This is a genomic window from Streptomyces sp. NPDC013187 (assembly GCF_042899705.1).
Lineage (GTDB): Bacteria > Actinomycetota > Actinomycetes > Streptomycetales > Streptomycetaceae > Streptomyces > Streptomyces hawaiiensis_A.
Genome location: NZ_JBIBAF010000003.1, coordinates 364735 through 390615 on the forward strand (window position 1 = coordinate 364735; position 25881 = coordinate 390615).

The 25881-nt window shown below is 72.8% G+C and carries 24 protein-coding genes; 10 read left to right on the top strand and 14 right to left on the bottom strand.

Going from position 1 to position 25881, the window contains the following annotated elements:
- Positions 1-29: 29 nt before the first annotated feature.
- Entirely contained in the window at positions 30-1421 is a 1392-nt protein-coding gene (locus tag ACFY5B_RS07540; RefSeq protein WP_389965884.1) for an FAD-dependent oxidoreductase, read from the bottom strand.
- A gap of 27 nt (positions 1422-1448) precedes the next feature.
- Positions 1449-2450, bottom strand: a complete 1002-nt coding sequence (locus ACFY5B_RS07545; RefSeq protein ID WP_389965887.1) for a DUF4349 domain-containing protein — start codon at positions 2448-2450, stop codon at positions 1449-1451.
- A 158-nt stretch (positions 2451-2608) separates the two neighbouring features.
- Here ACFY5B_RS07545 and hemG point away from each other — a divergent pair, with 158 nt between their 5' ends.
- Positions 2609-4054: a protoporphyrinogen oxidase gene (gene hemG / locus ACFY5B_RS07550; protein ID WP_389965890.1), complete on the top strand. Its 1446-nt coding sequence runs from the start codon at positions 2609-2611 to the stop codon at positions 4052-4054.
- A gap of 5 nt (positions 4055-4059) precedes the next feature.
- Positions 4060-4803: a hydrogen peroxide-dependent heme synthase gene (gene hemQ, locus ACFY5B_RS07555; RefSeq protein ID WP_389965893.1), complete on the top strand. Its 744-nt coding sequence runs from the start codon at positions 4060-4062 to the stop codon at positions 4801-4803.
- Between the two features lies 1 nt (position 4804).
- On the opposite strand, the gene ACFY5B_RS07560 is transcribed toward hemQ, so the two are convergent.
- The gene (locus ACFY5B_RS07560) at positions 4805-6415 is read right to left on the bottom strand and encodes an alpha/beta hydrolase (RefSeq protein WP_389965896.1); all 1611 of its coding nucleotides are present in this window, start codon (positions 6413-6415) and stop codon (positions 4805-4807) included.
- 113 nt (positions 6416-6528) lie between these two features.
- Entirely contained in the window at positions 6529-7299 is a 771-nt protein-coding gene (locus tag ACFY5B_RS07565) for a TIGR04222 domain-containing membrane protein (RefSeq protein WP_389965898.1), read from the bottom strand.
- A 419-nt stretch (positions 7300-7718) separates the two neighbouring features.
- Here ACFY5B_RS07565 and ACFY5B_RS07570 point away from each other — a divergent pair, with 419 nt between their 5' ends.
- The 3 genes from ACFY5B_RS07570 (at position 7719) to ACFY5B_RS07580 (ending at position 12419) form a co-directional block, all read left to right on the top strand.
- Complete coding sequence (locus tag ACFY5B_RS07570; protein WP_389965901.1) at positions 7719-9185, top strand: aldehyde dehydrogenase family protein; 1467 nt, start codon at positions 7719-7721, stop codon at positions 9183-9185.
- A gap of 172 nt (positions 9186-9357) precedes the next feature.
- Positions 9358-10914: a GMC family oxidoreductase gene (locus tag ACFY5B_RS07575; protein ID WP_389965905.1), complete on the top strand. Its 1557-nt coding sequence runs from the start codon at positions 9358-9360 to the stop codon at positions 10912-10914.
- The gene (locus tag ACFY5B_RS07580; protein ID WP_389965908.1) at positions 10911-12419 is read left to right on the top strand and encodes an APC family permease; all 1509 of its coding nucleotides are present in this window, start codon (positions 10911-10913) and stop codon (positions 12417-12419) included. Before ACFY5B_RS07575 ends, ACFY5B_RS07580 begins: the two co-directional genes overlap by 4 nt.
- A gap of 32 nt (positions 12420-12451) precedes the next feature.
- On the opposite strand, the gene ACFY5B_RS07585 is transcribed toward ACFY5B_RS07580, so the two are convergent.
- Positions 12452-14011 (bottom strand): DUF692 domain-containing protein, encoded by a 1560-nt coding sequence (locus tag ACFY5B_RS07585; RefSeq protein ID WP_389965911.1) that lies wholly within the window; start codon positions 14009-14011, stop codon positions 12452-12454.
- A 181-nt stretch (positions 14012-14192) separates the two neighbouring features.
- On the opposite strand from ACFY5B_RS07585, the gene ACFY5B_RS07590 reads away from it, so the two are divergent.
- Entirely contained in the window at positions 14193-14801 is a 609-nt protein-coding gene (locus ACFY5B_RS07590; protein WP_389965914.1) for a potassium channel family protein, read from the top strand.
- Here ACFY5B_RS07590 and ACFY5B_RS07595 read toward each other — a convergent pair.
- Positions 14773-15234 carry a hypothetical protein gene (locus ACFY5B_RS07595; RefSeq protein WP_389965915.1) on the bottom strand — a complete coding sequence of 154 codons (462 nt, stop codon included), beginning with the start codon at positions 15232-15234 and terminating at the stop codon, positions 14773-14775. The genes ACFY5B_RS07590 and ACFY5B_RS07595 overlap by 29 nt on opposite strands.
- Before the next feature lie 70 nt (positions 15235-15304).
- Entirely contained in the window at positions 15305-16072 is a 768-nt protein-coding gene (locus ACFY5B_RS07600; RefSeq protein WP_389965917.1) for an aminoacyl-tRNA hydrolase, read from the bottom strand.
- 42 nt (positions 16073-16114) lie between these two features.
- Between ACFY5B_RS07600 and ACFY5B_RS07605 the strand changes: the two genes are divergently transcribed.
- On the top strand, positions 16115-16984 hold the full coding sequence (locus ACFY5B_RS07605) for an ATP-binding cassette domain-containing protein (protein ID WP_389965919.1): 870 nt from the start codon (positions 16115-16117) through the stop codon (positions 16982-16984).
- Between the two features lie 109 nt (positions 16985-17093).
- Positions 17094-17765 (top strand): ABC transporter, encoded by a 672-nt coding sequence (locus ACFY5B_RS07610; protein ID WP_389965922.1) that lies wholly within the window; start codon positions 17094-17096, stop codon positions 17763-17765.
- Positions 17766-17774: 9 nt separating this feature from the next.
- On the opposite strand, the gene ACFY5B_RS07615 is transcribed toward ACFY5B_RS07610, so the two are convergent.
- A complete protein-coding gene (locus ACFY5B_RS07615) occupies positions 17775-17954 on the bottom strand; it encodes a hypothetical protein (protein WP_062929707.1) in 180 nt (59 codons plus the stop codon).
- Between the two features lie 28 nt (positions 17955-17982).
- Positions 17983-19500, bottom strand: coding sequence for an FAD-dependent oxidoreductase (locus ACFY5B_RS07620; protein ID WP_389965925.1), 1518 nt, complete (start codon positions 19498-19500; stop codon positions 17983-17985).
- Between the two features lie 87 nt (positions 19501-19587).
- On the opposite strand from ACFY5B_RS07620, the gene ACFY5B_RS07625 reads away from it, so the two are divergent.
- Both ACFY5B_RS07625 and ACFY5B_RS07630 read left to right on the top strand, forming a co-directional pair.
- A complete protein-coding gene (locus ACFY5B_RS07625; protein ID WP_389965928.1) occupies positions 19588-19962 on the top strand; it encodes an ArsR/SmtB family transcription factor in 375 nt (124 codons plus the stop codon).
- On the top strand, positions 19959-20444 hold the full coding sequence (locus tag ACFY5B_RS07630; protein ID WP_389965930.1) for an SRPBCC domain-containing protein: 486 nt from the start codon (positions 19959-19961) through the stop codon (positions 20442-20444). The genes ACFY5B_RS07625 and ACFY5B_RS07630 overlap by 4 nt, the downstream gene beginning before the upstream one ends.
- 189 nt (positions 20445-20633) lie before the next feature.
- Here ACFY5B_RS07630 and ACFY5B_RS07635 read toward each other — a convergent pair whose 3' ends face one another.
- From ACFY5B_RS07635 to ACFY5B_RS07655, 5 genes are all read right to left on the bottom strand, one after another.
- Positions 20634-22016 (bottom strand): PhoX family protein, encoded by a 1383-nt coding sequence (locus tag ACFY5B_RS07635; protein WP_389965932.1) that lies wholly within the window; start codon positions 22014-22016, stop codon positions 20634-20636.
- 90 nt (positions 22017-22106) lie between these two features.
- Entirely contained in the window at positions 22107-23087 is a 981-nt protein-coding gene (locus ACFY5B_RS07640; RefSeq protein WP_389965935.1) for a slipin family protein, read from the bottom strand.
- Positions 23088-23255: 168 nt separating this feature from the next.
- Entirely contained in the window at positions 23256-24743 is a 1488-nt protein-coding gene (locus tag ACFY5B_RS07645; protein WP_389965938.1) for a SulP family inorganic anion transporter, read from the bottom strand.
- 8 nt (positions 24744-24751) lie between these two features.
- On the bottom strand, positions 24752-25333 hold the full coding sequence (locus ACFY5B_RS07650; protein ID WP_389965941.1) for a carbonic anhydrase: 582 nt from the start codon (positions 25331-25333) through the stop codon (positions 24752-24754).
- Positions 25334-25412: 79 nt separating this feature from the next.
- On the bottom strand, positions 25413-25841 hold the full coding sequence (locus tag ACFY5B_RS07655) for a hypothetical protein (protein ID WP_389965944.1): 429 nt from the start codon (positions 25839-25841) through the stop codon (positions 25413-25415).
- Positions 25842-25881 lie beyond the last annotated feature (40 nt).

Consider the following 25881-nt stretch of genomic DNA (forward strand, 5'->3'; position numbering starts at 1 on the left):
CGCCCCTGAGGGCACGGGCCCGCCGCGTCTCACAGGGAAGAACCGCGCACCTTCGCCGCCGCCTTGCGGGCCGCCACCAGGACCGGGTCCCAGACCGGGGAGAACGGTGGGGCGTAGCCGAGGTCCAGGGTCGTCATCTGTTCCGCCGTCATGCCCGCGGTGAGGGCGACCGCCGCGATGTCGACCCGCTTGCCCGCGCCCTCCCGGCCGACGATCTGGACGCCGAGGAGGCGGCCCGTGCGGTGCTCGGCGAGCATCTTGACCGTCATGGGGGAGGCGTTCGGGTAGTAGCCGGCGCGGCTGGTCGACTCGATGGTGACCGACTCGAAGCGGAGCCCGACGCGGTGGGCGTCCTTCTCGCGCAATCCCGTGCGCGCGATCTCCAGGTCGCAGACCTTGCTGACCGCCGTGCCGACCACGCCCGGGAAGGTCGCGTAACCGCCGCCGACGTTGGTGCCGATGACCTGGCCGTGCTTGTTGGCGTGCGTGCCGAGCGGGATGTGCCGCTCCTGGCCGGAGACGAGGTCGAGGACCTCGACGCAGTCGCCACCGGCCCAGATGTCCTCATGGCCGCGCACCCGCATCGAGCGGTCGGTGAGGAGGCCGCCGTGCGGGCCGAGGGGGAGGCCGGCGGCCTTGGCGAGGGTGGTCCCGGGGCTGACGCCGATGCCGAGCACGACCACGTCCGCGGGGAACTCGCGGTCCTGTGTGACCACCGCCCGCACGGCCCCGTCGTCGCCGGTCAGGATCTTCGTGACCTCGGCGTCGTTCACCATCGTGATGCCCAGGCCCTCCATGGCCTCGTGCACCAGGCGGCCCATGTCGGGGTCGAGGGTCGACATGGGCTCGCTGCCGCGGTTGACGACCGTGACCTCGTAGCCGCGCTTGATGAGCGCCTCGGCCATCTCCACGCCGATGTAGCCGGCCCCGACCACCACCGCGCGGCGGCCCCGCGTGCCCTCCAGCGTGTCGAGGAGCGCCTGGCCGTCGTCCAGCGTCTGCACACCGTGCACCCCGGCCGCGTCCGCCCCGGGCATGTCCGGCCGGATCGGCCGGGCGCCGGTCGCGATCACGAGCTTGTCGTACGACGTCCAGGACTCCTCGCCCGAGCCGACGTCACGCGCGCGTACCCGCTGCCCGTCGAGGTCGAGCTCCGTCACCTCGGTGCGCAGGCGCAGATCGATGTCCCGGGCGCGGTGCTCCCGCGGGGTGCGGGCGATGAGCTGATCCCGGTCGGTGACGTCGCCGCCGACCCAGTAGGGGATGCCGCACGCCGAGTACGACGTGAAGTGGCCCCGTTCGAACGCCACGATCTCCAGCTCGTCGGGGCCCTTCAGACGGCGCGCCTGTGACGCCGCGGACATGCCCGCGGCGTCACCGCCGATGACGACCAGTCGCTCCCGTGTACGGCTCATGTTCATGCGAACACGCTACGGGAGCAGGGCATTTCAGTCCCCCTCACCCGGGTGTCGCGGCTGCGTGGACTCCGGCGCCGGCCGAGCCGTCGGCAGCGGGCCGAGCGCGGTCGTCGCGGGCACCGGCGCGGGGCGGCGCGGCAGGCGAGGGCGTACCAGGCGCAGCCACAGCAGGACGATCAGCGCCCCCACCGCCGCGAACGGCAGGACCGCGCCGAAGGCCACCGCGAGCCAGCGCAGCATCGTCACGAAGGCGCTCCAGCCGCCCGCGAGCGCGTCCACGAACCCGGGATCGTCGTCCTCGGCCGCCTTCTTCACCGGCGTCTCGGACAGCGACAGGGTGATGGTGGCCAGGCTGGTGCGGTCCTTCAGGGACTTCTGCCGGGCGAGCAGCGCCTCCAGGTCGGCCTGGCGGGTGCTCAGCTCACCCTCCAGGGTCACCACGTCACTGAGCTTGGTGGCCTGGTCCATCAGCTCGCGGATCCGGGCCACGCTGGCGCGCTGCGTCTTGATCCGGCTCTCCACGTCCACGACCTGGTCGGTGACGTCCTCGGCTTTCGCGCTGCGGTCGAGGAGCTTGCCGGAGCCCTCCAGTTCCGCGAGGACCTCGTCGTACTTCTCGACGGGCACGCGCAGCACGACCCGGGTGCGCTCGTGGCCCTCGGCGTCCCGGGTGGTGGTCTCGTTGCCGACGTAGCCGCCCGCGTTCTCCACGCCGGTGCGGGCCTGGTCCAGTGCCTTCGGGACGTCCTTGACCCGCACGGTCAGGGAGGCCGTGCGGATGATGTGGCTCGCGGCGAGCTTCGGCGGCGCCGTGGCCTTGGCGCCGCTTCCGGGGCCGCCGGGGGCGGCCTCCCCGGAGACGGCCTTGTCGTCCGCCCGGGAGGCGGCGGCCCCGCGGTCGGCGGTGGAACCGCTGCCGCCGTTGTCGTCTGCGCCGCCGCACCCGGTGAGCGCGAGGGAGGCGGCCAGCAGGAGCGCGGCCAGGGCCGAGGCAGGGTGTCGTACGGATCGTCGGGATCGTCGTGTGCGCATGCGGGCATCCCCCGGGGGTCGATTCTGCTGACGCTTCTTCGACGCCGGGGGAGCGCCGATCGTTTGGTCCGGGACGGTTCCGATGCGGTCACGGTCGGGACTCGTGAAGGACAACGGGGTGCGGCGGCGCTGTCAGAGGGGTCTGAGAAGCTGGAGGCATGCGCGAAGTTCAAGGGCGGGTCGTCGTCATCGGGGCGGGCATCGCGGGGCTGGCGGCCGCGCACCGGCTGCTGGACCGCGGGGCGAGGGTGACCGTGCTGGAGGCCTCCGGCCGGATCGGCGGCAAGCTGCTGCCCGGAGAGGTCGCGGGCGCGCGTGTGGACCTCGGCGCCGAGTCGATGCTGGCCCGCCGTCCCGAGGCCGTGGCCCTCGCCCGCGAGGTGGGCCTCGCCGACCGCCTCCAGCCCCCGGCCACGGCGACGGCCTCGCTGTGGACCCGCGGCGCCCTGCGCCCCTTTCCCAGGGGGCATGTGATGGGCGTGCCCGGCACCGCGTCCGCCCTGGCCGGCGTGCTGTCCGAGGAGGGCCTCGCCCGCATCGAGCAGGACGCCGAGCTGCCCCGTACCGAGGTCGGCGACGACGTGGCGGTCGGGGAGTACGTGGCGCGGCGCCTCGGCCGGGAGGTCGTCGACCGCCTGCTGGAGCCCATGCTGGGCGGGGTGTACGCAGGGGACGCTTACCGCATCTCCATGCGCTCGGCCGTTCCGCAGCTCTTCCAGGTGGCCCGGGCCCACACCTCCCTGACGGCAGGGGTCCGCGAGCTGCAGGCCAAGGCGGCCGCCTCCCAGCAGACCGGCCCGGTCTTCATGGGCATCCGGGGTGGCATCGGCACCCTGCCCCTCGCGGTGGCGGACTCGGTCTGGGCGCGCGGGGCTGAGATCCTCACCCGGACACCGGTCACGGAGCTGCGCCGCACGCCCGAGGGCGGATGGCAGGTCGCCTCCGGTGAGCGCGAGTGGCGGGCGGACGCCGTGATCGTCGCCGCGCCCGCTCCTGCGGCCGCCCGGCTGCTGCGTGCCGAGAGTCCCGGGGCCGCCGCCGAGCTCGACGCCGTCGAGTACGCCTCCATGGCCCTGGTCACCCTCGCCTACCGTCGTGCCGGGACGGCCCTGCCCGACGGCAGCGGCTTCCTCGTACCGCCGGTCGACGGCCACACCATCAAGGCGTCCACCTTCGCCTCGCAGAAATGGGGCTGGATCGCCGACGAGAACCCCGACCTGGTCGTCCTGCGCACCTCCGTCGGGCGGTACGGCGAGACGGAGATCCTGAAGCGCGACGACAGCGAGCTGGCCGACGTCTCCCGGCAGGACCTGAAGGCGGCGACCGGCCTCGACGCCACACCCGTCGCCACCCACGTCACCCGCTGGGACGACGGCCTGCCCCAGTACCCCGTCGGCCACCACGCGCGCGTGGCCCGCATCCGTGAGCACATCGCCCGCCTCCCCGGCCTCGCCGTCTGCGGTGCCGCGTACGACGGCGTCGGCATCCCCGCCTGCATCGCGAGCGCGTACGCAGCCGTCGACCGGATCCACGGTGACCCGGTAGCTGTGCAGGAGCTCACCGCCCACCCGGTGCAGAGCCTGCACGGCGGAGCGGGAGAATGAGAGGCATGAGTGACGACGCCTCCACCACGGCCTCCAGCGCCGGGCCCGACCGCATCCCGAACAAGGGCAAGCTGGCCAAGGACCTCAACGAGGTCATCCGCTACACGCTCTGGTCCGTCTTCAAGCTGAAGGACGTCCTCCCCGAGGACCGCGCCGGGTACGCCGACGAGGTCCAGGAGCTGTTCGACCAGCTCGCCGCCAAGGACGTGACGATCCGCGGCACCTACGACGTCTCGGGCCTGCGCGCCGACGCCGATCTCATGATCTGGTGGCACGCGGAGACCAGCGACGCGCTGCAGGAGGCGTACAACCTCTTCCGCCGGACGAAGCTGGGCCGCGCCCTGGAGCCCGTCTGGTCGAACATGGCGCTGCACCGCCCCGCCGAGTTCAACCGCGCGCACATCCCGGCGTTCCTCGCCGACGAGACGCCCCGCGACTACGTGAGCGTCTACCCCTTCGTGCGGTCCTACGACTGGTACCTGCTGCCCGACGAGGACCGCCGCCGCATGCTGGCCGACCACGGCAAGATGGCTCGCGGCTACCCGGACGTGCGCGCCAACACCGTCGCCTCGTTCTCCCTCGGCGACTACGAGTGGATCCTCGCCTTCGAGGCCGACGAGCTGTACCGCATCGTCGACCTCATGCGGCACCTGCGCGCCTCGGAGGCCCGCCGGCACGTCCGCGAGGAGGTGCCGTTCTACACGGGCCGCCGCAAGGACATCGCCGAGCTGGTCGCCTCGCTGGCCTGATTCAGCGGACGCTTCTGCGAGCCGCGGCCCCGGCCTTGTCCGGGGCCGCCGGTTTCGGCTCGGCGTGCGGGGCGCACTCCGCGCTCCGTCCCGGCAGCCGCCCCTCCAGCAGGTACGCCTCCACGTGGCCGTTGACACAGGCGTTCGGGCCGCCCGCCAGCCCGTGGGCGCCGGCGTCCCGCTCCGTCACCAGGACCGAGCCCGCGAGACGGTCGCGGAGGTCGAGGGCGCCGTCGTACGGGGTGGCGGCGTCCCGCTCGGCGGCCAGGATCAGCGTCGGCGGCAGCTCGCCCGGCCCGGCGCCGACGTCGAGCGGCCGCTGCCGGGGCGCCCGCCAGTAGGCGCACGGCAGGTTCGTCCACACGTTGTCCCAGGTCTCGAAGGGCGCCAGCCGCGCGAGCCGGGTGTTGTCCCGGTCCCACACCGTCCAGTCCGTGGGCCAGGGGGCGTCGTTGCACTCGACGGCCAGGTACACCGCGCGTGCGTTCTCCGCCTCGGCCGCCGCCTGCGGATGCTGCTCCGCCTGCTCGATCAGGGGCTTGGGGTCGCCCTTGAGGTACGCCGACAGCGCGTGTGCCCGGTGCGGCCACTGGTCGTCGTAGTACCCGGCCTGCAGGAACGCCCCCTGCAACTCGCCCGGTCCGACCTTCCCGCCCGCCGGCTCGGCGGCCAGCCGCGCGCTCGCCCGCTGGTAGCTGCGCAGCACCTCCCGCGCGGTCGCGCCCAGCCCGTACACGTCGTGGTGCCGGGCGACCCAGGTCCGGAAGTCCGCCCAGCGGCGCTCGAACGCCGCCGACTGGGCGAGGTTGTTGCGGTACCAGATCCGGTGGAGGCCGGGGTGGACCACCGAGTCGAACACCATCCGCCGCACGTGCCCGGGGAACATCGTCGCGTACAGGGCACCGAAGTACGTTCCGTACGACGAGCCCATGAAGGTCAGCCGCTCCTCGCCGAGCGCGGCGCGCAGCACGTCGAGGTCGCGGGCGTTGTTGAGGGAGTGGTAGTGCCGCAGGGCGCCGCCCACGCGCTCGGCGCAGCCGCGCGCATACGCCTTCGCCCGCGCGATGCGTTCCTTCTTGTACGACTCCGAGGGGTGGGCCGGTGCCTGCGAGGGCCCCTCGAAGAACTGCTTCGGGTCCATGCACGACAGCGGCGCCGAACGGCCGACCCCGCGCGGGGCGTAGCCGACGAGGTCGTACGCGGCCGCGATCCGCTTCCATTCGGGGAGCAGGCCGATGAGCGGGAAGTACAGGCCGGTGGCGCCCGGTCCGCCCGGGTTGAAGAGCAGGGCGCCCTGCCGTGCGACCGTCTGCCCGCCGTGGTGCGGGTCCTTCCGCGTGGCCCGGGCCCTGCTGACGGAGAGTTCGATCTGCTCGCCGTCCGGGCGGGCGTAGTCCAGCGGGACGCGCACCGTTGCGCATCGCATGCTGCCGGGCAGGTCCTGCGCGTCGGGGCAGGGGCCGAAGTCGACACCGGCCGCCTTCGCCCGCGCGGCGGCCACGGCGGCGCCGCGCCGCTCCGCCGCCCCCGTCGGGTCCTCGGTGTCCGGGGCCGCGACGAGGGTGCTCAGCAGCAAGGACCCGGCGGCCGAGTAGAGGAGGGCGGCTCTCATGCGTATCCCTTCGGTGCACTGTGGCGACGAAAGGGATGTTTCGTTCGGCGCGAGGCGAAGGCAAGCACCGTCCGCCGGTGTCGGGCTGCGTGCCCCGTGTGCGCCCCGGTCGGTCAGTCGTGCGACCCGCGGTGCGCGAACGCGGCGCGCAGGTCCGGTTCGCCGATCGCGCTGACGCCGCGCACGGCCACCGAGGTGAGGTACGTACGGTCGTCGGCTGTGCCGTCCGCCGTCCGGGTCAGGGTGCCGAGCAACTGCCGCCCGGCCGGGGAGGCCCAGCGCGAGTAGGGGTGGATCTCGACCCGCGCGACGGCCAGGCAGCTCAGGGTCAGGGCGAGCGGCAGCGCGAACCACAGGGCGACCAGGTGCCGCGGCATGTCCGGCGGAGCGGGCGTCAGCAGCGCGGCCACGCCCAGCCCGAGGACGGCGACGGCGGCCACGCGGACCTGCCGCACGGCCGTCGAGACCGTCGTACGGGCACTGTCCGGCACCGCGAGCCCCGCGCGCACCAGCCCCTCGGCGATCCCGCGTACCGCGTCGGCCGAGGCGGCCGTGGACCGCACCGGCGCGATCCGGGACTGCCCCTCGGGACCGATGGCCCCTATCACCGACCGCTCCATATCGTCCCGCCCGCGCGGGTCGACGACCGTCGCCCAGCCGGTGTGCGCCAGCAGCAGCCGACGCTGACGGGCCATCGCGACCAGCGTGACGTCGGCGACCCGGCGGGGGCCGCCGGAGAGGAACGCGGCCTCGTACAGCGTGAGTTCACGACCCGCGCCGGTGTTCGCGTCCACGGCCGCGGCGCGTACGGCGGCCAGGCACAGACGCGTGCACGCCGTGCCGGCCACGGCCCAGGCCGCCAGCAGGAAAAGAACCCAGAGCATATGTTGTTTGTATGTGACACGGTCCCGAAAACACCATGCCTTGTTCACGATCCGGACGGAGTGTTGTCGGTCTGTGACGTTCCGCTTCGGCTCGGTGGCGGGCTGTGGGCGGGCGGCGAACTCGCGGCGGTAGTGCGGACAGTTCGGGGGTGGTCAGGGACGAATGGGGAGAGGCAGAAATTCGCATACCTGGGTGAACAGGTGTGAAATGTACGGGCGTCTTCCGTGCGTGGGATCCAGGTGTCGGCCCCGCACACTCGGGCGCACAGACCCGGAGCCGGGCGACTAGCCCACCCGGGTCCTCTGGGCCGCCCGGACGCCGTCGCGGCGGTGTGCCCCGTGGCTGCCGCCCGCCCGATGGGCCATGTTGCTGAGCGTCGAGCCGATCGGCTCCGGCCGGACGCGAAGGAGGCCCCGCGGTGGGTGAGCTGTACATCGACGGCGAGTGGACGCAGGCGTCGGCCGGTGGCCGGCGTGAGGTGGTCAACCCCTACGACGCCTCGGTCGTCACCACCGTCGACGAGGCCGACGCCACCGACGTCGACCGCGCCGTGCGCGCCGCCCGGCGCGCCTTCGCCGAGGAGGACTGGGCGAACGCCCCCTCCCGCCGCCGGGCCGACCTCCTGCTGCGCGTCCACGACCTGCTGCTGCGCGACCGGGAGGACATCGCCCGCACCGAGACCCTCGACACCGGCAAGACGCTCACCGAGGCCCGCATCGACGTGGAGGACGTGGCGAACGCCTTCCGCTACTTCGCCGAACTCGCGGGCAAGGACGGCGGCCGGGTCGTCGACGTCGGTCCTGACGTCCTCAGCCGCGTCGTCTACCAGCCGGTCGGCGTGTGCGCGCTCATCGCACCCTGGAACTACCCGCTGCTGCAGGCCTCCTGGAAAGTCGCCCCGGCCCTGGCCGCCGGCAACACCTTCGTCCTGAAGCCCAGCGAGACCACACCCCTCACCACGATCGCCATGATCCGGCTCATCGAGGAGGCCGGAGCCCCGCCCGGCGTCGCCAACCTCGTGCTGGGCTCCGGGGCGACCGTCGGTGCGGCCCTGACCAGCCACCCCGACGTCGATCTGGTCTCCTTCACCGGCGGCCTGCACACCGGCCGGGCCATCATGGCCAGCGCCGCCGAGGGGCCGCGGAACATCGCCCTGGAACTGGGCGGCAAGAACCCCAACATCGTCTTCGCCGACGCCGACTTCGAGGCCGCCGTCGACTACGCCCTCGACGCCGCCTTCCTGCACTCCGGGCAGGTCTGCTCGGCCGGTTCGCGCCTGCTCGTCGAGGACGCGCTGCACGACCGGTTCGTCGAGGCCTACGCCGAGCGCGCCCGGGCGATCCGGCTCGGCAACGGCCTGGAGGAGGGCACCGAGAGCGGCCCGCTCAGTTCCGCCGAACACCGCGAGAAGGTCGAGGGCTACATCGCCGTCGCCAAGGAGGAGGGCGCCCGGCTCGTCACCGGCGGCACCCGCCCCGACGACCCGGCCCTCAGCCGCGGGTTCTTCCTGCTGCCGACGATCTTCGCCGACTGCGACCGGTCGATGCGCATCGTGCAGGAGGAGGTCTTCGGCCCGGTGGTCACCGTCGAGCGTTTCCGCGGCGAGGACGAGGCGGTGGAACTGGCCAACGACACCCGCTACGGCCTGGCCGGCGGGGTGTGGACCTCGGATGCGAGCCGCGCCCAGCGCGTCGCCCAGCGGCTGCGGCACGGAACCGTGTGGATCAACGACTTCCACCCTTACGTACCGCAGGCCGAGTGGGGCGGCTTCGGCCGCTCCGGCGTCGGCCGCGAACTCGGCCCCACGGGACTGCGCGAGTACCAGGAGGCCAAGCACATCTACCAGAACCTCGCCCCCGCCCCCTCCGGCTGGTTCAAGGGCTGACCAGCGCCCCACCGGCAACACCCCCACGGCCGGCCCGATCCACGACGAGACCGAAGAAGACCGTCCGCCGCGGCGCACCGGCCATCGAGGAAGGGCTGTCGGCCCGCGGCGCACCGGCCACCCGAGAAGGGCCGTCCGCCCGTGGGCACCGGCCGCTGAAGAAAGGCACCGCATGGCCACCACTCCCGCGCACGGCGACGAGTCCGCCTACGACTACGTCATCGTCGGCGGCGGCACCGCCGGCTGCGTGCTCGCCGCCCGGCTGAGCGAGGACCCCGACTGCCGCGTCTGCGTCATCGAGGGCGGTCCCACTGATGTCGGCGACGAGCGCATCCTGCGTCTGCGCAACTGGATCAACCTGCTCGGCTCGGAGTTCGACTACGGCTACACCACCGTCGAGCAGCCGCGCGGCAACTCGCACATCCTGCACTCCCGGGCCCGCGTGCTCGGCGGCTGCTCCTCGCACAACACCCTGATCAGCTTCCTGCCGCTGCCCCAGGACCTGGACGACTGGGTGAGCCACGGCTGCTCCGGCTGGGACCCGGAGACGATCCTGCCCTACCGCGACCGGCTGCTCACGCAGATCGTCCCGGTGGCCGAGGCCGACCGCAATCCCATCGCCGAGGACTTCGTCACCGCGGCCTCCCGTGCCCTCGGCGTCCCCGTCGTCGACGACTTCAACGCCGAGCCCTTCGCCGACGGCACCGGCTTCTTCTCGCTGGCCTACCAGCCGGAGGGCAACCTGCGCTCCTCCGCGTCCGTCGCGTACCTCCACCCGGTGCTGGGCCGGCCCAACCTCACGCTGAAGCTGGAGACCTGGGCCCACCGGCTCATCCCCGACGCGTCGGACCGGCTGACCCGGGTCGCGGTCCGGGGCGCCGACGGCGAACCCGCAACCGTGCGCGCCGAGCGCGAACTCCTGCTGTGCGCGGGCGCCATCGACACCCCGCGCCTGCTGATGCTCTCCGGCATCGGACCGGCCGACGACCTGCGCGCCCTGGGCATCAAGGTGCGGGCCGACCTGCCCGGTGTCGGGGAGAACCTCCTGGACCACCCCGAGTCCGTGATCGTCTGGGAGACCGCGGGACCGCTGCCGCCCAACTCCGCGATGGACTCCGACGCCGGCCTGTTCCTGCGCCGCGACAAGAGCCAGCCGCGCCCCGACCTGATGTTCCACTTCTACCAGGTGCCGTTCACCGTCAACACCGAACGACTCGGCTACCCCGTACCGCGGTACGGGGTCTGCATGACGCCGAACGTGCCGCGGGCCCGCTCCACCGGCCGCATGTGGCTGCGCAGCAACAACCCCGCCGAGCACCCCGCCCTGGACTTCCGGTACTTCACCGACCCCGAGGGCCACGACGAGCGCACCATCGTGGACGGTCTGAAGGTGGCGCGCGAGGTCGCCGCGACCGACCCGCTGCGGGACTGGCTCGTCCGCGAGGTCGCGCCCGGCCCGGACGTCGTCTCCGACGCCGACCTGTCGGAGTACGGCCGCCGCGTGGCCCACACCGTCTACCACCCGGCCGGCACCTGCCGCATGGGCGCCGCGGACGACGCCCTGGCCGTCTGCGACCCCGAGCTGAGACTCCGGGGCTTCGACGGCGTGCGGATCGTCGACGCGTCGGTGTTCCCGACGATGCCCACCATCAACCCGATGGTGACCGTGCTGCTCGCCGCCGAACGGGCCGCTGACCTGATCACCGCCGGACGGAGGTCCCGGCCGTGACCGGAACGCCACCTGCCGCAGCCGCGTCCGGCGTCCCGTCGGGGGAGCCCGGCTCCGAGTTCCGCAAGGACATGGGCCCCTGGGCCAACTTCGCCCTCGGCTTCACCTACCTCTCCCCGGTGGTGAGCACCTACACCCTCTTCGGCACCGCGCTCGCCGAGGGCGGCCCGCCGATGATCTGGGCGTTCGTGCTCGCCGGCTGCGGCCAGTTCCTGGTCGCGCTGATCTTCGGCGAGGTCGTCGCGCAGTACCCCATCGCCGGCGGTGTCTACCCGTGGGCGCGACGGCTGTGGGGCAAGCGCTGGGCGTGGATGACCGGCTGGGTGTACATGTGGGCGCTGCTGGTGACCATCACCTCGGTCGCCTACGGCGCCGGGCCCTACATCGCCATCCTCTTCGGCTTCGACCCGACCGTGCACACCACCGTGCTGTGCACCGCCGTGCTCATCGTCGTCGCCATCCTCATCAACTACCTGGGCACCAAGGCGCTGTCGGCGGCCGCCATCATCGGCTTCGCGGGGGAGCTCATCGGCGCCCTCGTCGTCGGCATCTACCTGCTGGCCACCCACCGCCACCACAACATCGGCGTCATCTTCGACACCTACGGCACCGAGGGAGACGGCTCCTACCTGCCGGTCTTCCTCGCCGCTGCCATCATCGGCTTCTACCAGTACTACGGCTTCGAGGCGTGCGGCGACACCGCCGAGGAGGTCGAGCACCCGGGCCGCGTCATCCCCAAGGCGATGCGCCGCACCATCTACATCGGCGGCGCGGCGGCCACGTTCACCTGCATGTCGCTGCTGCTGTCGGTCACCGACTACGACGCGGTCATCTCTGGGGAGCAGGCCGACCCGGTGGTGGACGTGCTGTACGACGCCATGGGCGAGACCGGGGCCCGGCTGGTCATGGCCGTCGTGCTGATCTCGTTCCTGTCCTGCACGATCAGCCTCCAGGCCGCGGCCGGGCGGCTCATCTACTCCTACGCCCGTGACGAGATGATCGTCGGGCATGGGCTGCTGCGGCGGTTCGTGCACGCCCGTGCGGTGCCGAGCTGGGCGCTGTTCGTCTCCGCGGCGGTGCCGCTGCTCATCGCCTTCGCCTCACTGGCCTCCGAGGACGCCCTCACCAACATCGTCTCGTTCGCGATCCTCGGCATCTACGCCTCGTTCCAGATGGTGGTCCTGGCCGCGTTGCGCGCCCGGCTCAAGGGCTGGCGTCCGGCGGGGGAGTTCACCCTGGGCCGCTGGGGCCTGGCGGTGAACATCGGGGCGCTGGCGTACGGCATCTTCGCCATCGTCAACATCTGCTGGGCGCGCACCCCGGAGAAGCCGTGGTGGGAGAACTGGATCGTGCTGCTCTGCGGCGCGGTCGTAGTGGGCACCGGTCTGCTCTACATGTTCACCACGCACCACTACGGCCGCGGCGACGCCCCGGCGGGCGATGCCGTGCCGGAGAAGGCCGGTGCGAGGACCGGCGGATCTCCTCCGCAAGCCCGGCGGGAGTGATACGAGGGGCGAGGGGCCGGGCCCCTCGCCCGTCAACGCCGCGACAGCACCCTGCGCGTGGCGCGGGCGAGGCGGTGACCGGGCCGCGGGGAGCGCGGTGCCGGGCCCGACCGCTCCAGCCACCATTCCCGCAGCTCCCGCCGTGCCCGCGTGTCTTCGAGGCGCCCGGCGGACAGCAGGTGCTCGGCGAAGGAGAGGGCGTCGCGCCGGTATCCGGCGGTCATCGGGCGCCTCCGGGCGTAGCCGAGGAATGCCGTGCGGTACCCGTCCCCGAGGATCACCGGCAACTCGGGAGCGACCTTCGCCACGACGTCCGCCCGCTTCGCGGCGAGCGCCCGCGCCTGGACACCGATCCGCACCCGGTCGAACCCCTCGGGTACGGGCGTGCCCGCGACCAGCGCCGACAGCAACGCGGCCTGCGCCAGCCCGAGCCGCTGCCGGGCGTCGCCGACCCCTTCCGGACGGGGCAGGCCGGAGACGCCCCGTGTCGCCCCGGCCGCCCCGGTCTCATGGTCGTGCCGCACCACGCGGCCCCCGTCCGCGACGGCTTGCCGCGCTCCGGCGCCGGTCGCCACGAGCAGCACATCACCGTGGCCCCGGGCCGCTTCCCGCGATCCGGCGCCGACCTCCCCGGCGCGGCCCGCGGCCGTGTCCCGTCGTCCTGCGGCGGCTGCCGCGAGGAGCGGTTCGCCGCTGACGGCTCCGGTCTCCCTGTCTCGCGTGGCGGCGAGCGCGGCCGACCGGAGTTCTGTCTTCACGCGTTCGACGGCCCCTGCCTCCAGCGCACGGCGGATCGTGGTCAACTCGGCCTCCAGCTCCGCCGGTTCCGGGAAGTTCTCGTCCCGTTCCAGGAGGACGCCGGGGGGACTGACGCGGGAGGCGAGGTCCGTCAGGATGTCGAGGACCGGCCGGGGGACGGGGTGGGCGTGGCTGTCGTGCCAGACGCCGTCGCGTTCGAAGCCGCCGGCGACATGGACGTAGGCGATGGCCTCCAGGGGCAGCTCGGCGAGGGCCTTGGACGGGTCCTCACCGCGGTTGACGTGGTTGGTGTGCAGGTTGGCCACGTCGATGAGGAGGCGGACGCCCGTGCGGTCGGCGAGGTCGTACAGGAACTGGCCCTCCGTCATCTCCTCGCCCGGCCAGCAGACCAGCGCCGCGATGTTCTCGACGGCCAGTGGCACCGGAAGGGCGTCCTGAGCGATGCGGACGTTCTCGCACAGGACGTCCAGAGCGTCCCGGGTCCGGGGCACGGGCAGCAGATGGCCCGCCTCCAGGTGCGGGGAGGCGGTCAGCGACCCGCCCGCCCGTACGAACGCGATGTGCTCGGTGACCAGCGGGGAGCCCAGCGCCTCGGCGCGCTCGGCCAGTGCGGTCAGGCGTCCGGCGTCGGGCCGGTCCGCGCCGCCGAGGCCGAGCGAGACACCGTGCGGCACCACGGTGACGCCGCGCTCGCGCAGCCGCCGCAGGGAGTCGGGCAGGTGCCCGGGGCAGACGTTCTCGGCCACCGTCTCGACCCAGTCGATCCCCGGCATCCGCTCCACGGCGTCCGCGATCTCCGGTCGCCACCCTATGCCCGTCCCCAGTCGCTCCATCGTCCCCTCCTCCACCCGGCCCGTTCCTCGAACGTGAGGGGGGTATGGCCCAGCCGTTCGCCCCCGAACCCCGCACGGCCCGCCTTCAGAGCAACATTTGAGGTTCGGGGGCCGGGCCGCCGCCCCCACCGACGGAGGCGCAAGGGTCGCGTCCCGGCCCGATACGTCGTAGACCGGACCTATGCCCGAAGGCAGCGAGCAGCCCCACCGCCCCGTGCGGAAGCGGGAGAAGGAGTTCGGGGCGGCCGCCGTCCGCCGGCTGCGGATCGGGGCCGGAGCCGTGCTCGTGGCGGGCGGCACGGCCTACTTCCTGTTGCCTCTGGAGGGCTTGGGCGCCGACCGCCCCTGGCTGGGCTGGCCGCTGTTCGTCCTGTGTCTGACGTTCGTCGCCGTACTGCTGCTGCGCCACGTGCGCGACGTCGTGCTGGAGAAGCCGCAGGCCCGGTCGGGCATCATGATCTCGCTGCTGATGTGCCTGGCCGTGCTGGTCTTCTCGTCCGGGTACTACGCCCTCGCGCAGCTGCCGGGCCAGTTCACCGGCCTGAGCACCCGGGTCGACGCGCTGTACTTCACCGTCGTCACGCTCGCGACCGTCGGCTACGGCGACATCACCCCGCGCGGGCAGGAGGCCCGCATGGTGACCGTCGTCCAGATCGTCTACACGTTCGTCTTCCTCACGGCGGCGGCCACCGCGCTGACGCGCCGGATGCACGCGGTGGTCGCGGAGCGCGAGCGTCGCCCGCCGCCTGACGCGGGAGGCCCTACACCGGGCGCGAGGAGCGGTAGTTGAACACCGACCAGAGCACGAACAGGCCGGTCACGATCATGATGATCGACCAGAACGGCTGGTAGGGCAGCCAGAGGAAGTTCGCGATGAGCGCCAGGCCGACCACGACCGCGCTCACCACCCGGGCCCAGGCGGCCCCGGCGAACAGGCCGAGTCCGGCGGCCACCACGAGCACCCCGACGATCACGTGGATCCAGCCCCATGCGGTCAGGTCGAACTCGAAGGAGTACTGGCCGAAACTCGTGTACACCTCGTCGCCGGCGATCGCCGCGATGCCCTGGAGCACCGCGAAGAGGCCGTAGACCACCATCAGGATGCCGCCGAGGGCGAGACCCCCGGCCGCCCACGGGGCACCGGAGTCGCCCGGGCCGGGGCCGCCGGGTGTGCGGTCGTCGGAGGCGGGCGGAGCGGGGGGAGGGGGCGCGGCGCTGGACATGGCTGCCTCCTGGAGTCGGGTCGGCTGGTAACCCCACTGGAGCACTCGTCCGGGACGGCCGCGCCCGAGGCTACGCCGAACGGGTGGGCGCCGCGCCACCGTTCCCGTGCGGCTCGCGGCGCAGCGCCGGGTGGTCCGCGACCACCGTGCACGAGCCGGGTGCGATCTCCGTGAACCCCGCGTCGCGCACCAACGGCAGCCCACTGCCGGTGAGTCCGGGCCAGTGGGCCGCGTCGGCCGTCCGGACGGCGAGCGGGAAACCCGCGTCGTGCCAGGCGGCTCGCTCCTCGTCGGACAGCTCCCACCAGGCCAGCTGGGCGGCGTGGCCGGCCTGCGCCATGGCCTTGCCGGCCGACATGCCGAGGTCCGGGTTCAGCCACAGCACGGGAGCGGACGGGTCCGCTTCCACCGGCGGCTGGGGGTCGTCCAGGTCGGTGCCGGAGACCTGAAGCCTGGCCAGGTCCTTGGGCCAGCCGTCCAGCGGGACGGGCGGGAAGACCCGCACCTCGGCGGCCTTGCCGGTGACCGTGATGCCGGGCAGCGCCTCGGCCCGCCGCCACTCGGCGCCGCGCGCCCGCCGCACGACCTTGCGGATCCTGGCGTCCTGCCAGTCCCGCATCGCCCCGGCCCACTCGCCCTCGCCGGCCGACCGCTCGTCGGCCAGGATCGTCAGCACCGCCCGCGCGGCCGTCTCCAGTGCGTCCGTGCGCGCCGGCGGGTCCGCCTTCTCCATCCGCACGACGAGCGGCAGCACGAACTGCGGTGCCTCGTCGCGCGCCGAGGGCTCGGACCGGAAGGGACTGCCGCTCTCGCTCACGGGCGTCGGGTTTTCGCTCACGAATCCCAGTGTGCCAGCCGGAAGATCGTGCAAGATGGCAGCATGCGACCCGACCTGTGCCTGCGCAACGCGGGCCGCCGTTACGGTCTGCGGGGCTCTTGGGTACTGCGCGGTGTCGACCTGGCGGTGGCTCCGGGCCGGCTCGTCCGCGTCGAGGGCGCCAACGGCAGCGGCAAGTCCACGCTGCTGCGGCTGCTCGCCGGCATCGACGCGCCGAGCGAGGGCCGGATCACCGGCCGGCCGCGCACGGCGTACGTCCCCGAGCGGTTCCCGCCCGCCTTGCCCTTCACCGCCGTCGGCTACCTCACTCACCTCGGCACCGTGCACGGCCTGACCCGGAAGGGGGCCGCCCGGGCCGCCGGGGAGTGGCTGGAGCGTCTCGGGGCCACCGCGTACGCCGAGACGCCGATGGCCCGGCTGTCGAAGGGCAGCAGTCAGAAGGTCGCGGTCGCCCAGGCCCTGCTGGCGGAGCCGGAGCTGCTGGTGCTGGACGAGGCGTGGACCGGTCTGGACACCGCTGCCCGCGCCGAGTTGGAGCGCGCGGTCGCCGAACGCACGGCGGCCGGCGGGTCCGTGGTCTTCGTCGACCACGACCCGCGCCGCCTCGCGGGCCTGCCCGACGCGACGTACGCCGTGCGCGACGCAGGCGTCGTTCGGCAGGAGCCCGCGCAGGCTCCGGCCGCGTCCGGTCCGCAGGTGCTGGTCGAGGCGCAGGGCCCGCCGGACGGACGACTGCCGGAGGAGGTGCGCCGGACGGTTTCCTCGGCCGAGGAGACCGGGCCCGGCACCTATCGCCTGTCCGTGCCCGCCCCGCACTCCGACGTCGTGCTCCGCACCCTGCTTGCGGCCCGCCCGCCCTGGCACGTGGTGAGCGTGGCCTCTCCGGAGACCGGCCCGGGGACGCAGGGGTGACAGCCCGCGGTACGGCACCGGGAGACTGCCGCCGAGAGCCGCCACCCACCGTCGTCAGGGTCAGCGCCGCCCGGTGGGCCGACCCGCGGGACGCCCACAGGAGCCGCCGATGACCGCCCTCATGCGCTACCACGCCGCCCTGCTGCTGCGCTCGCAGCGCTGGCTGCCGCCGTTTCTGCTGTACGCGGCCTTCCTCGCGATCAGCATCCAGGCCGGGCAGCCGGTGCTCGACTCGCTCGGGTACACGGCCGCCGCCCTGCTGCCCGTCGCCGCCTGGCTGGCACGCGTCTGCGTCACGGGCGAACCCGACACCGCCCGCGGCTGTGTGGCCGCGGCCGCGGGGCCCGGGCGAGCTCACGTGGCGTGCCTGCTGGTCGCCCTGGCCGGTGCGACGGCCCTCGGTACGCTCGCGACCCTGGTGGTGACGCTGCTCAGCGACCCGGTCTCCTCGGACCACCGCACCCGGGTGCCGCTCGCCGCCGCCTGCGGGGCCGGGATGCTCGCCGCCCTGGCCTGCGCCCTGCTCGGCACGGCCGTCGGCGCGCTCACCAGCAGGCCCCTGCTGCGCTCGCCCGGCCGGGCCGTCCTGGCACTGCTGCTCGCGGCGCTGCTGTCCCTGGTGGCCTCCGGCTCACCCGCCCAGGCGGCCGTGCAGGGCCTGGTGACCGGATCGCGGCAGGGCGAGGTCCCGCTGCCGCTGCTGCCCCTGGTCTGGGCGGCCCTGGTCACGGCCGCGGCGCTGACCCTGGCCGGAGCGCTGGCCTCCCGCAGATCACCCTGAACAGGCGGATCACCCTGAACAGGCCGTGCGCTGCGCCTCCTGCCACTCGCAGGCGGGGCAGAGCGTGATGCCCTTGTACGACTCGGGGTATTCCGTCGGCTCCCGGCACAGCACGCACTCCGCGTACGGCGGCCCGTCCGCCCGGGGCGGCCTGGTCGCGTCGATCAGGCAGTAGTCGTCCTCGCTCATACGTCCAGCGTAGGGCGGGGGCGGACCGTCAGAGGTCCCGCTGCTCCAGCGGTTTGGTCGCCGGGCCCTGGATCACCTTGCCGTCCGTGTCGAAACGGGAGCCGTGGCAGGGGCACTCCCAGGCGCGTTCGGCGGCGTTGAAGTCGACCAGGCAGCCCAGGTGGGTGCAGCGGGCGGAGACGGCGTGCAGCCCGCCGTCGTCGTCCCGGTACACCGCGACGCGGTGGCCGTCCGCGCGGACCACGGCGCCCTCGCCGGGCGGCAGGGACTCCACCGGCGGGGAGGGCCGCAGCCGGTCCCCCACGAAGTGCCCGGCGACCTTGGCCTGCGTCTTGAGGAACGTCGGCGCCTCCCGCAGCGCGGGCTTCACGCGGCGCGGGTCGTACAGCCCGCTCCACTCGCACTCCTCGCCCGTGATCTGCGCGGTGAGCAGCCGGCCCGCCATGATGCCGCCGGTCATGCCCCAGCCGCCGAAGCCGGTGGCCACGTACGTGTGCCGGGCGCCCGGGTGCAGGGGGCCGATCATCGGCACCGTGTCCGTGGGCTCGGTGTCCTGGGTGGCCCACCGGTGGGTGACCTCCAGGTCCGGGAAGTGGCCGGTGGCCCAGGCGGTGAGGCGTTCGAAACGCGCCCGCGGGTCGCCCGTGCCCGGCGTGAAGTGCTCACCGGTGACGATGAGCAGCCGCCGGTCGCCCTCGAAGGGCGCGGTGCGCACCGAGCGGGTGTCCTCGTCGGGCGTGATGAACATGCCGCCCGGGTCCTGGTCCGCGGGGATCGTCCCGGCGACGACCAGCTCACGGCGGGTGGAGAGACGAGCGAACAGCAAGGCACGGTCGAAGATCGGGTAGTGCGTCGCGACGACGACCTCCCGGGCCCGGACCGTCGCCCCGGTCGTGGTCGACAGCCTGCACGGCTCGCCCTCGTCCAGGCCGAGAACGGTGGTGTCCTCGAAGATCAGCCCGCCGCGCTCGACCAGGTCGGCGGCGAGTGCCAGCAGGTACTTGCGCGGGTGGAACTGGGCCTGCCCGGTGACCTCGACCGCGCCCGCCACCCGGAAGGGCAGCCCGGTCTCCGTCACGAACGCCGCGGGCAGCCCGGCCTCGGCCGCGGCCCGTGCCTCGGCGCGCAGCTGCTCCACGCGGCTCGCGTCGACGGCGTAGGTGTAGGCGCTCCTCGTCTCCCACTCGCAGTCGACGCCCAGCTCTTGGGCGATCCGGGCCGCGTGGTCGATCGCCTCCGACTGGGACCGCGCGTACAGCCGCGCGCCCTCGGGGCCGCGGGTGCGCCGCAGCTTGTCGTAGACGAGCGTGTGCAAAGCGGTGACCTTGGCGGTGGTGTGACCGGTGACGCCGGCCGCGACCCGGCCCGCCTCCAGGACGGCCACGCTCCGCCCGGCCCGCGTCAGTTCCCACGCCGTGCTCAGCCCGGCGATCCCGGCGCCGATCACCGCCACGTCGACGTCCAGGTCCTCCAACAGAGCCGGGTGGTGGCCGTCGGGTGCCGTCTGAAGCCAGTACGAGCTGCTGACCTGCTGGTTCTCGCTCATGAGCCGCCGAGTACCCCCGTCTGTCCGCTTCAGTGTCGGGCGGGCCCGCTTTACAGCCAGGGCGGACCGGGACTAATCTACAACCAAATGGTTGTAGATGAGTGGAGTGACGAGACGGTCGACCGGTTGTTCCACGCCCTGGCCGACACCACGCGCCGGGACATACTGCGCCGCTGCGTGCGCGCGGAACTGTCGGTGTCACGGCTGGCCGAGACCTACCCGATGAGCTTCGCCGCGGTGCAGAAGCACGTCGCGGTGCTGGAGCGGGCGGGGCTCGTCAGCAAGCAGCGCAGCGGACGGGAGCGGCTCGTGCGCACCGACCCCGATGCCGTGGGCCGCGCTCGCCAGGTTCTGGACGAACTGGAGTCGGCGTGGCGCGGGCGTGTGGACCGGATGGCCCGACTGCTCGCCGAAACCCCGGAAGCCGAAGAGAACGACACGACGGAAGGACCCGAGCGATGAGTGTCACCAGTGTCGACAAGGACCTCGACCACCTCGCCCTCACCCTGATCGCCGACTTCGCCGCCCCGGTCGAGCGGGTGTGGCAGCTGTGGGCCGACCCCCGGCAGCTGGAGCGCTGGTGGGGCCCGCCGACCTACCCGGCGACCGTGGAGCAGCACGACCTCACCCCCGGTGGAGAGGTCACCTACTTCATGACCGGCCCGGAGGGCGACCGGCACCGCGGCTGGTGGCGGATCACCTCGGTCGGCGAGCCGACGGACCTGCAGTTCACCGACGGCTTCGCCGACGACGACGGCAAGCCCAAGGACGACATGCCCACCATGTCCGTGACGGTGCGGCTCAGCGAACACGGCGGCGGCACCCGGATGGAGATGCGCTCCCTGTTCGACACCCGCGAGCAGATGGAGCAGCTGGTCACCATGGGCATGGAGGAGGGCCTGAAGGAGGCCGTCGGCCAGATCGACGCCCTGCTGGCCGCCTGACCCCTCGGATCAGGTCTGCTCAGCGCTGCTCCGCCAGCCGCTTCCGGCACGCGGCCACGAGGGCGGCCAGCCGCTCAAGGAGACGCAGTCCCTGTGTGCCACCGGGCCCCCTTCGCGGTCCTGTGCCTCGATGGTCCGGCGGGGCGCCGGGCTTACGCACCCGGCGCCCGGTCGGTGGCGGAGCGCCGGTCAGCGGCGCCAGGGGCCCGTCACCGCGAACGTGGTGCCGGGTGTGTAGCAGTTGACGTACATCGTGTCGCCGTCCGGGGAGAACGTCACCCCGGCGAACTCACCCCATTCCGGCTCCTGCTCGGTGCCGATGTTCTGCCGGTTGCGGGCCATCGCGTAGACCTCGCCGCGCCGGGTGACCCCGTAGACGTGCTGGGCGCCGTTGCCGTCCTCACAGACCATGAGGCCGCCGCTGGGCGCCAGGCAGATGTTGTCCGGCGACTCGCCCGGCAGCTGCACATCGGTGTCCGGGCCGAAGACGATCACCAGGGTGAGCCGGCGGCGCTCGGGGTCGTAGCGCCAGACCTGCCCGAAGTGGTCGGCGGCCGAACCGTCCGACCGGCGCGCGAACGACGACACGAAGTACACCGAACGGCCGCCCCAGTAGCAGCCCTCCAGTTTCTGCGCGTGCGTGATGCCCCCGCGGCCGAAGTCCTGGAACCGGATCGGCGTCTGCGCGGCCTGCGGGTCCGGGACGTCCACCCACTCGATGTGGTCGAACTCCGCGCCGACGTCCTGGATGGAGGACAGGTCCGGCACCCCGGGCACACGCATGGCCTGGAGCCGGCCACCCGCGCGCAGCGAACCCCTGCCGCCCAGCGGCCGGCTCGGCAGGAAGCGGTAGAAGAGGCCGAAGGGCTCCTCGAAGGCGTCCTCGGTCTCGTACACCACGCCCCGCCGGGGGTCCACGGCGATCGCCTCGTGCGCGAAGCGGCCCATCGCGGTCAGCGGCACGGCCCCGGTGCGGTGCGGATCGACCGGGTCCACCTCGAAGATGAAGCCGTGGTCCTTGGTGTAGCCGTTGGTGCCGGCCCGGTCCTCTGTCTCCTCGCAGGTCAGCCAGGTGTCCCAAGGGGTGGCGCCACCCGCGCAGTTCACGGCCGTGCCGGCGATCGCGACACGCTCCGACTGCACTCGGTTGCGGGAGTCGAGGGTCAGCGCCGTACAGCCGCCCTTGCCTGCCGGGTCGTAGGTGAGGCCCTCGACCGTCGGGACCGGGACCTTGCCGCTCACCCGGTTCTCGTGGTTGCGGACCAGATGGACCCGGCCGCCTCTGCCCCCGAAGGCCGACATGCCGTCGTGGTTGGAGGGGACCTTGCCCTCGCCGGAGCGGAGTTCGTCCCCCTCGCGGGAGAGGATCCGGTAGTGGAACCCTTCCGGCAGGTCGAGGACGCCCTTCGGGTCGGGGACGAGCGGGCCGTAGCCGGTGTGGCCGAGGCCCTGTGCGGCGGCGGTGCCCGAGAAGAGTTCGGAGAGGGCGCCGGAGAACGCGATCCCGACGCCCAGGGCGCCCGTTCCGGCGAGCATCCGACGTCGGGTGGCGACACGACCGGATGTGGTCATGAGGAAACCTTCCTGCTGGCGGACAGGAACTGTGATCCCGCTGTGTCTATCACCTGGTGCGGGCCGCGGGAACCACGCGCGTAGCGCGCGTCACTGCTCCACGGCCCGCCGCAGCCGTTCCATGGCCTCCCCGGCCTGCTCCGTCAGGTCGACGGTGCGCTGCTCGGTGAGGTCGACGGCGCGCTCCTCGATCTCCGCGCGGTCCGTGGGTTCCGCGCGGTCCGTGGGCTCCGTGCGGTCCGTGGGCTCCGTGCGGTTCGCGCTCTCCACGTCCCCCGCGTCCCGCGGCCGTCCCGGGCTCTCCGCCGCGGGCTGCGCCCCCCGCTCGAGGAACCGCAGGAGCTCCACCGGAATGGGCAGGACGAGCGTGGAGTTCTTCTCCGCCGCCACCGCCATGACGGTCTGCAGCAGCCGGAGCTGGAGCGCCGAGGGCGTGTCGGCCATCTGGTGGGCGGCCTGGGCCAGCTTCTTGGAGGCCTGGTACTCGGCGTCGGCGTTGATGAGCCGGGCCCGCCGCTCCCGGTCCGCCTCCGCCTGGCGGGCCATGGAGCGCTTCATGGTGTCCGGCAGGGAGACGTCCTTGATCTCCACGCGGTCGATGGTCACGCCCCACTCCACGGCCGGACTGTCGATCATCAGCTCCAGGCCCTGGTTGAGCTTCTCCCGGTTGGACAGCAGGTCGTCCAGCTCGCTCTTGCCGATGATCGAGCGCAGCGAGGTCTGCGCCATCTGCGAGACGGCGAAGCGGTAGTCCTCGACGTTGACGATCGCGGCCGACGGGTCCACGACCTTGAAGTACACGACGGCGTCGACCCGGACGGTCACGTTGTCGCGGGTGATGCCTTCCTGGGCCGGGATGGGCATGGTCACGATCTGCAGGTTGACCTTGCGCATCCGGTCGACCGCGGGGATCACGAGGTTGAACCCGGGCCGGCGCACGTCCCCGTGCAGACGCCCGAGCCGGAAGACGACCCCGCGCTCGTACTGCTTGACGACCCGCGCCGCGGAGGCCACGTACACCAGCGCACCGGCCCCGACCGCGGCCACCACGCCGACCAGCTCTTCGACCATGCCGACCTCCCGGTTCAGAGGTCCAAATCCGTCCGTTTCTGTAACGATATGCCCGAACCGGGGCGTGGGGCCATGCCCGGGGATCGCGCTCAGAGGGGGGCGGACGCGCAAGGTCCGGGGCGCGCAGCCGGCGCGCCCCGGACCAAGGGGTGGGTGATGGTCCGCCGGTCAGGCGGCGGTGACCTTCTCCGCCGGGGCCTCCTCGGGCTCCGTGACCTTCACCGGTTCGGTGCCCGTCGCGCTGTGGCGTGCGGCCCAGTTCTCCAGGGCCGTGCCGCAGGCGTGGTCGAGGTGGTGCAGGCCCGAGAGGTCCAGCTCGACCGGACGGTCCTGCGGCAGGCTCTCCAGGCTGTCGAGGATCTTCGGCAGCCGCAGGAAGGTCGCGTTTCCGGACAGGTACGCCTGGATCGGGCCGGCACCCTTGTCGATGATGTCGAGCTTGACGTGCGAGGCCTCCCAGGCGGTCTTGACGACCGACAGGGCCAGACCGATGAGCACACCCTCGAACATGTTCACCGCGACGATCGACACGGCCGTGACGATCAGGATGAGCGCCTCACCCTTGTGGGCCCGCCACAGCGCCGTGATCTGGCCGAACGGGATCAGCTTCCAGCCGGCGTGCACGAGGATGCCGGCGAGGGCGGGGATCGGGATCAGCGCCAGGGCCCACGGCATCGCGGCGGCGAACAGCAGCAGCCACACGCCGTGCAGCACCCGGGAGGCCTTCGTCTTGGCGCCCGCGTTGACGTTGGCGGAGCTGCGCACGATGACGGCGGTCATCGGCAGCGCGCCGAGCAGACCGCACAGGGTGTTGCCCGCGCCCTGGGCGATCATCTCCTTGTTGTACTCGGTGCGCGGACCGTCGTGCAGCCGGTCCACGGCGGCCGCGCTGAACAGGCTCTCCGCGGAGGCGATCAGTGCGAAGGCGATGATCGTGCCCCAGATGGCCGGGTTCGCCAGTTCGCCGAAGGCCTCGGCCCCGGGCGGCTGGATGACGCCCAGCAGACCCTCCACCTGGACGGTGGCGACCGGCAGGCTGAAGGCGATCGTGGCGACCGTGGCCAGGACGACCGCTGCGAGGGCGCCGGGCACGGTCTGGACCGCCTTCGGCAGCTTCTTCCAGAGCACGATGACGGCGATGGTGCTCGCGCCGATCGCGAGGGAGATCATGGCCTCGGTGCTGCCGAGCGTGTCGGCGAACATCCCGGGCAGGCCGGCGATCTTGCCGAGTCCGGACTCCGGTGCCTTCAGGCCTGCCGCCGCGTAGATCTGCCCGGCGATGATCACCAGCCCGATGCCGCAGAGCATGCCCTCGACGACGGAGACGGATATCGCCCGGAACCAGCGGCCGATCCCCAGGAAGCCCATGGCGAGCTGGAGCAGGCCGGCGAGCAGCACGATCACGCCGAGCGTGGCGACGCCGAACTGGCTGACGGCCTCGAAGACCAGCACGGTGAGTCCGGCGGCGGGGCCGGACACCTGAAGGCTGCTGCCGCGCATCAGCCCGGTGACGAGTCCGCCCACGATGCCGGTGATGAGGCCCAGCTCCGCGGGAACACCGGAGGCGACCGCCACGCCGACGCACAGCGGGACCGCGACCAGGAAGACGACGATCGAGGCGAGGAAGTCCTGCTTCAGGTAAGGGAACTTGGTCATGGTCGCCCTCACAGCTTCTCGAAGGAGTCGGTGTCCGCGCGGTGTTCGCGCACGGTGCCGGTGTGCACTTCGTAGAACCAGGCGTGCAGCCGGAGCCGGCCGTCCGTCAGGCGGCTCTCCACGCAGGGGTAGGAGCGCAGTCGCTCCACCTGTGCCAGGACATGGTTCTGCACGGCTTCGGTGACCGTCTTGTCGGTCGGGTCCGCGCACTTGGGCTCGTCACAGGCGTGCGCGAGCCAGTCGCGCACGGCGGGTACGCCGGAGAGGTCGTCACCGCGTACCACGGCGCCCACGGCGCCGCAGTGCGAGTGGCCGCAGACCACGATCTCCTTGACGCCGAGGACCTCCACGGCGTACTCGATCGTGGCCGCCTCCGACGTGGGGTGCTCGATGGAGTGCGGGGGAACGACGTTGCCGGCGGTGCGCAGCTCGAAGAGCTCGCCGGGGCGGGCGCCCGTGATCAGGGCCGGTACGACCCTGGAGTCGGAGCAGGTGATGAACAGGACGTCGGGGGACTGGCCCTCGGCGAGGTGGGCGAACTCCTCAGGGCGCTGTCCGAAGATGCGGGCGTTGTCGATGAGGGGTTGCATGAGTGTGGTGATCCTCCTGGCGCGCAGTGGGGGCGCGTCGGACGGGCATGGCAAGGGGTGGGGGGAACTGTTCCGCCGCTCAGCAGCGGAAGACCTGAAGTGCCGCTGGGGTGTGTGACGTCGAGGATCTCGACGTGTGGTCGTGCGCGGCGCCGGGTCTGACCGGTTCGGGCGCCGTCGTCCGGATGTGCCGTTGCAGCGGCCGCTCGGGGCCGGGGGGCGCGAGGTCCGCGGTGTGGGACCGGTCGCGGGTCCGCAGGGGACCGGTCGGGTCCCCGTGGTGCCTGGCGCGGCAGGTCGCCGTCTCGTCACGCAGCGCCTTCCCCAGGGACTTGTGGCCGGGGCGCGAGGACGTGCCGGAGGGCTTCGTTCCGGCCTGAGCTTTGGCCTCAACTTGACTGTGCGTGGGTGCGGATGCGAAGGACGCGGTCGGTGCGAAGAACTGAAGGGCGAGCAGGACGGCGGCGAGGATCGAAACCACGGTCCGTGCCGTCGTACCTCGGTACATGCGCCCCCCTTCCGGTGCTTCGCACGTCTAGTGCGGACCA

What these genes read in the sequence shown, in the direction of transcription:
- ACFY5B_RS07545 (WP_389965887.1), bottom strand. Translation starts at nt 2,450, where the DNA reads ATGCGCACACGACGATCCCGACGATCCGTACGACACCCTGCCTCGGCC.
- ACFY5B_RS07610 (WP_389965922.1), top strand. Translation starts at nt 17,094, where the DNA reads ATGACCGCCCTCATGCGCTACCACGCCGCCCTGCTGCTGCGCTCGCAG.
- ACFY5B_RS07635 (WP_389965932.1), bottom strand. Translation starts at nt 22,016, where the DNA reads ATGACCACATCCGGTCGTGTCGCCACCCGACGTCGGATGCTCGCCGGA.
- ACFY5B_RS07655 (WP_389965944.1), bottom strand. Translation starts at nt 25,841, where the DNA reads ATGTACCGAGGTACGACGGCACGGACCGTGGTTTCGATCCTCGCCGCC.
- ACFY5B_RS07640 (WP_389965935.1), bottom strand. Translation starts at nt 23,087, where the DNA reads ATGGTCGAAGAGCTGGTCGGCGTGGTGGCCGCGGTCGGGGCCGGTGCG.
- ACFY5B_RS07630 (WP_389965930.1), top strand. Translation starts at nt 19,959, where the DNA reads ATGAGTGTCACCAGTGTCGACAAGGACCTCGACCACCTCGCCCTCACC.
- ACFY5B_RS07625 (WP_389965928.1), top strand. Translation starts at nt 19,588, where the DNA reads ATGGTTGTAGATGAGTGGAGTGACGAGACGGTCGACCGGTTGTTCCAC.
- ACFY5B_RS07585 (WP_389965911.1), bottom strand. Translation starts at nt 14,011, where the DNA reads ATGGAGCGACTGGGGACGGGCATAGGGTGGCGACCGGAGATCGCGGAC.
- ACFY5B_RS07575 (WP_389965905.1), top strand. Translation starts at nt 9,358, where the DNA reads ATGGCCACCACTCCCGCGCACGGCGACGAGTCCGCCTACGACTACGTC.
- ACFY5B_RS07565 (WP_389965898.1), bottom strand. Translation starts at nt 7,299, where the DNA reads ATGCTCTGGGTTCTTTTCCTGCTGGCGGCCTGGGCCGTGGCCGGCACG.
- ACFY5B_RS07540 (WP_389965884.1), bottom strand. Translation starts at nt 1,421, where the DNA reads ATGAACATGAGCCGTACACGGGAGCGACTGGTCGTCATCGGCGGTGAC.
- ACFY5B_RS07620 (WP_389965925.1), bottom strand. Translation starts at nt 19,500, where the DNA reads ATGAGCGAGAACCAGCAGGTCAGCAGCTCGTACTGGCTTCAGACGGCA.
- ACFY5B_RS07590 (WP_389965914.1), top strand. Translation starts at nt 14,193, where the DNA reads ATGCCCGAAGGCAGCGAGCAGCCCCACCGCCCCGTGCGGAAGCGGGAG.
- hemQ (WP_389965893.1), top strand. Translation starts at nt 4,060, where the DNA reads ATGAGTGACGACGCCTCCACCACGGCCTCCAGCGCCGGGCCCGACCGC.
- ACFY5B_RS07605 (WP_389965919.1), top strand. Translation starts at nt 16,115, where the DNA reads ATGCGACCCGACCTGTGCCTGCGCAACGCGGGCCGCCGTTACGGTCTG.
- ACFY5B_RS07595 (WP_389965915.1), bottom strand. Translation starts at nt 15,234, where the DNA reads ATGTCCAGCGCCGCGCCCCCTCCCCCCGCTCCGCCCGCCTCCGACGAC.
- hemG (WP_389965890.1), top strand. Translation starts at nt 2,609, where the DNA reads ATGCGCGAAGTTCAAGGGCGGGTCGTCGTCATCGGGGCGGGCATCGCG.
- ACFY5B_RS07645 (WP_389965938.1), bottom strand. Translation starts at nt 24,743, where the DNA reads ATGACCAAGTTCCCTTACCTGAAGCAGGACTTCCTCGCCTCGATCGTC.
- ACFY5B_RS07650 (WP_389965941.1), bottom strand. Translation starts at nt 25,333, where the DNA reads ATGCAACCCCTCATCGACAACGCCCGCATCTTCGGACAGCGCCCTGAG.
- ACFY5B_RS07560 (WP_389965896.1), bottom strand. Translation starts at nt 6,415, where the DNA reads ATGAGAGCCGCCCTCCTCTACTCGGCCGCCGGGTCCTTGCTGCTGAGC.
- ACFY5B_RS07615 (WP_062929707.1), bottom strand. Translation starts at nt 17,954, where the DNA reads ATGAGCGAGGACGACTACTGCCTGATCGACGCGACCAGGCCGCCCCGG.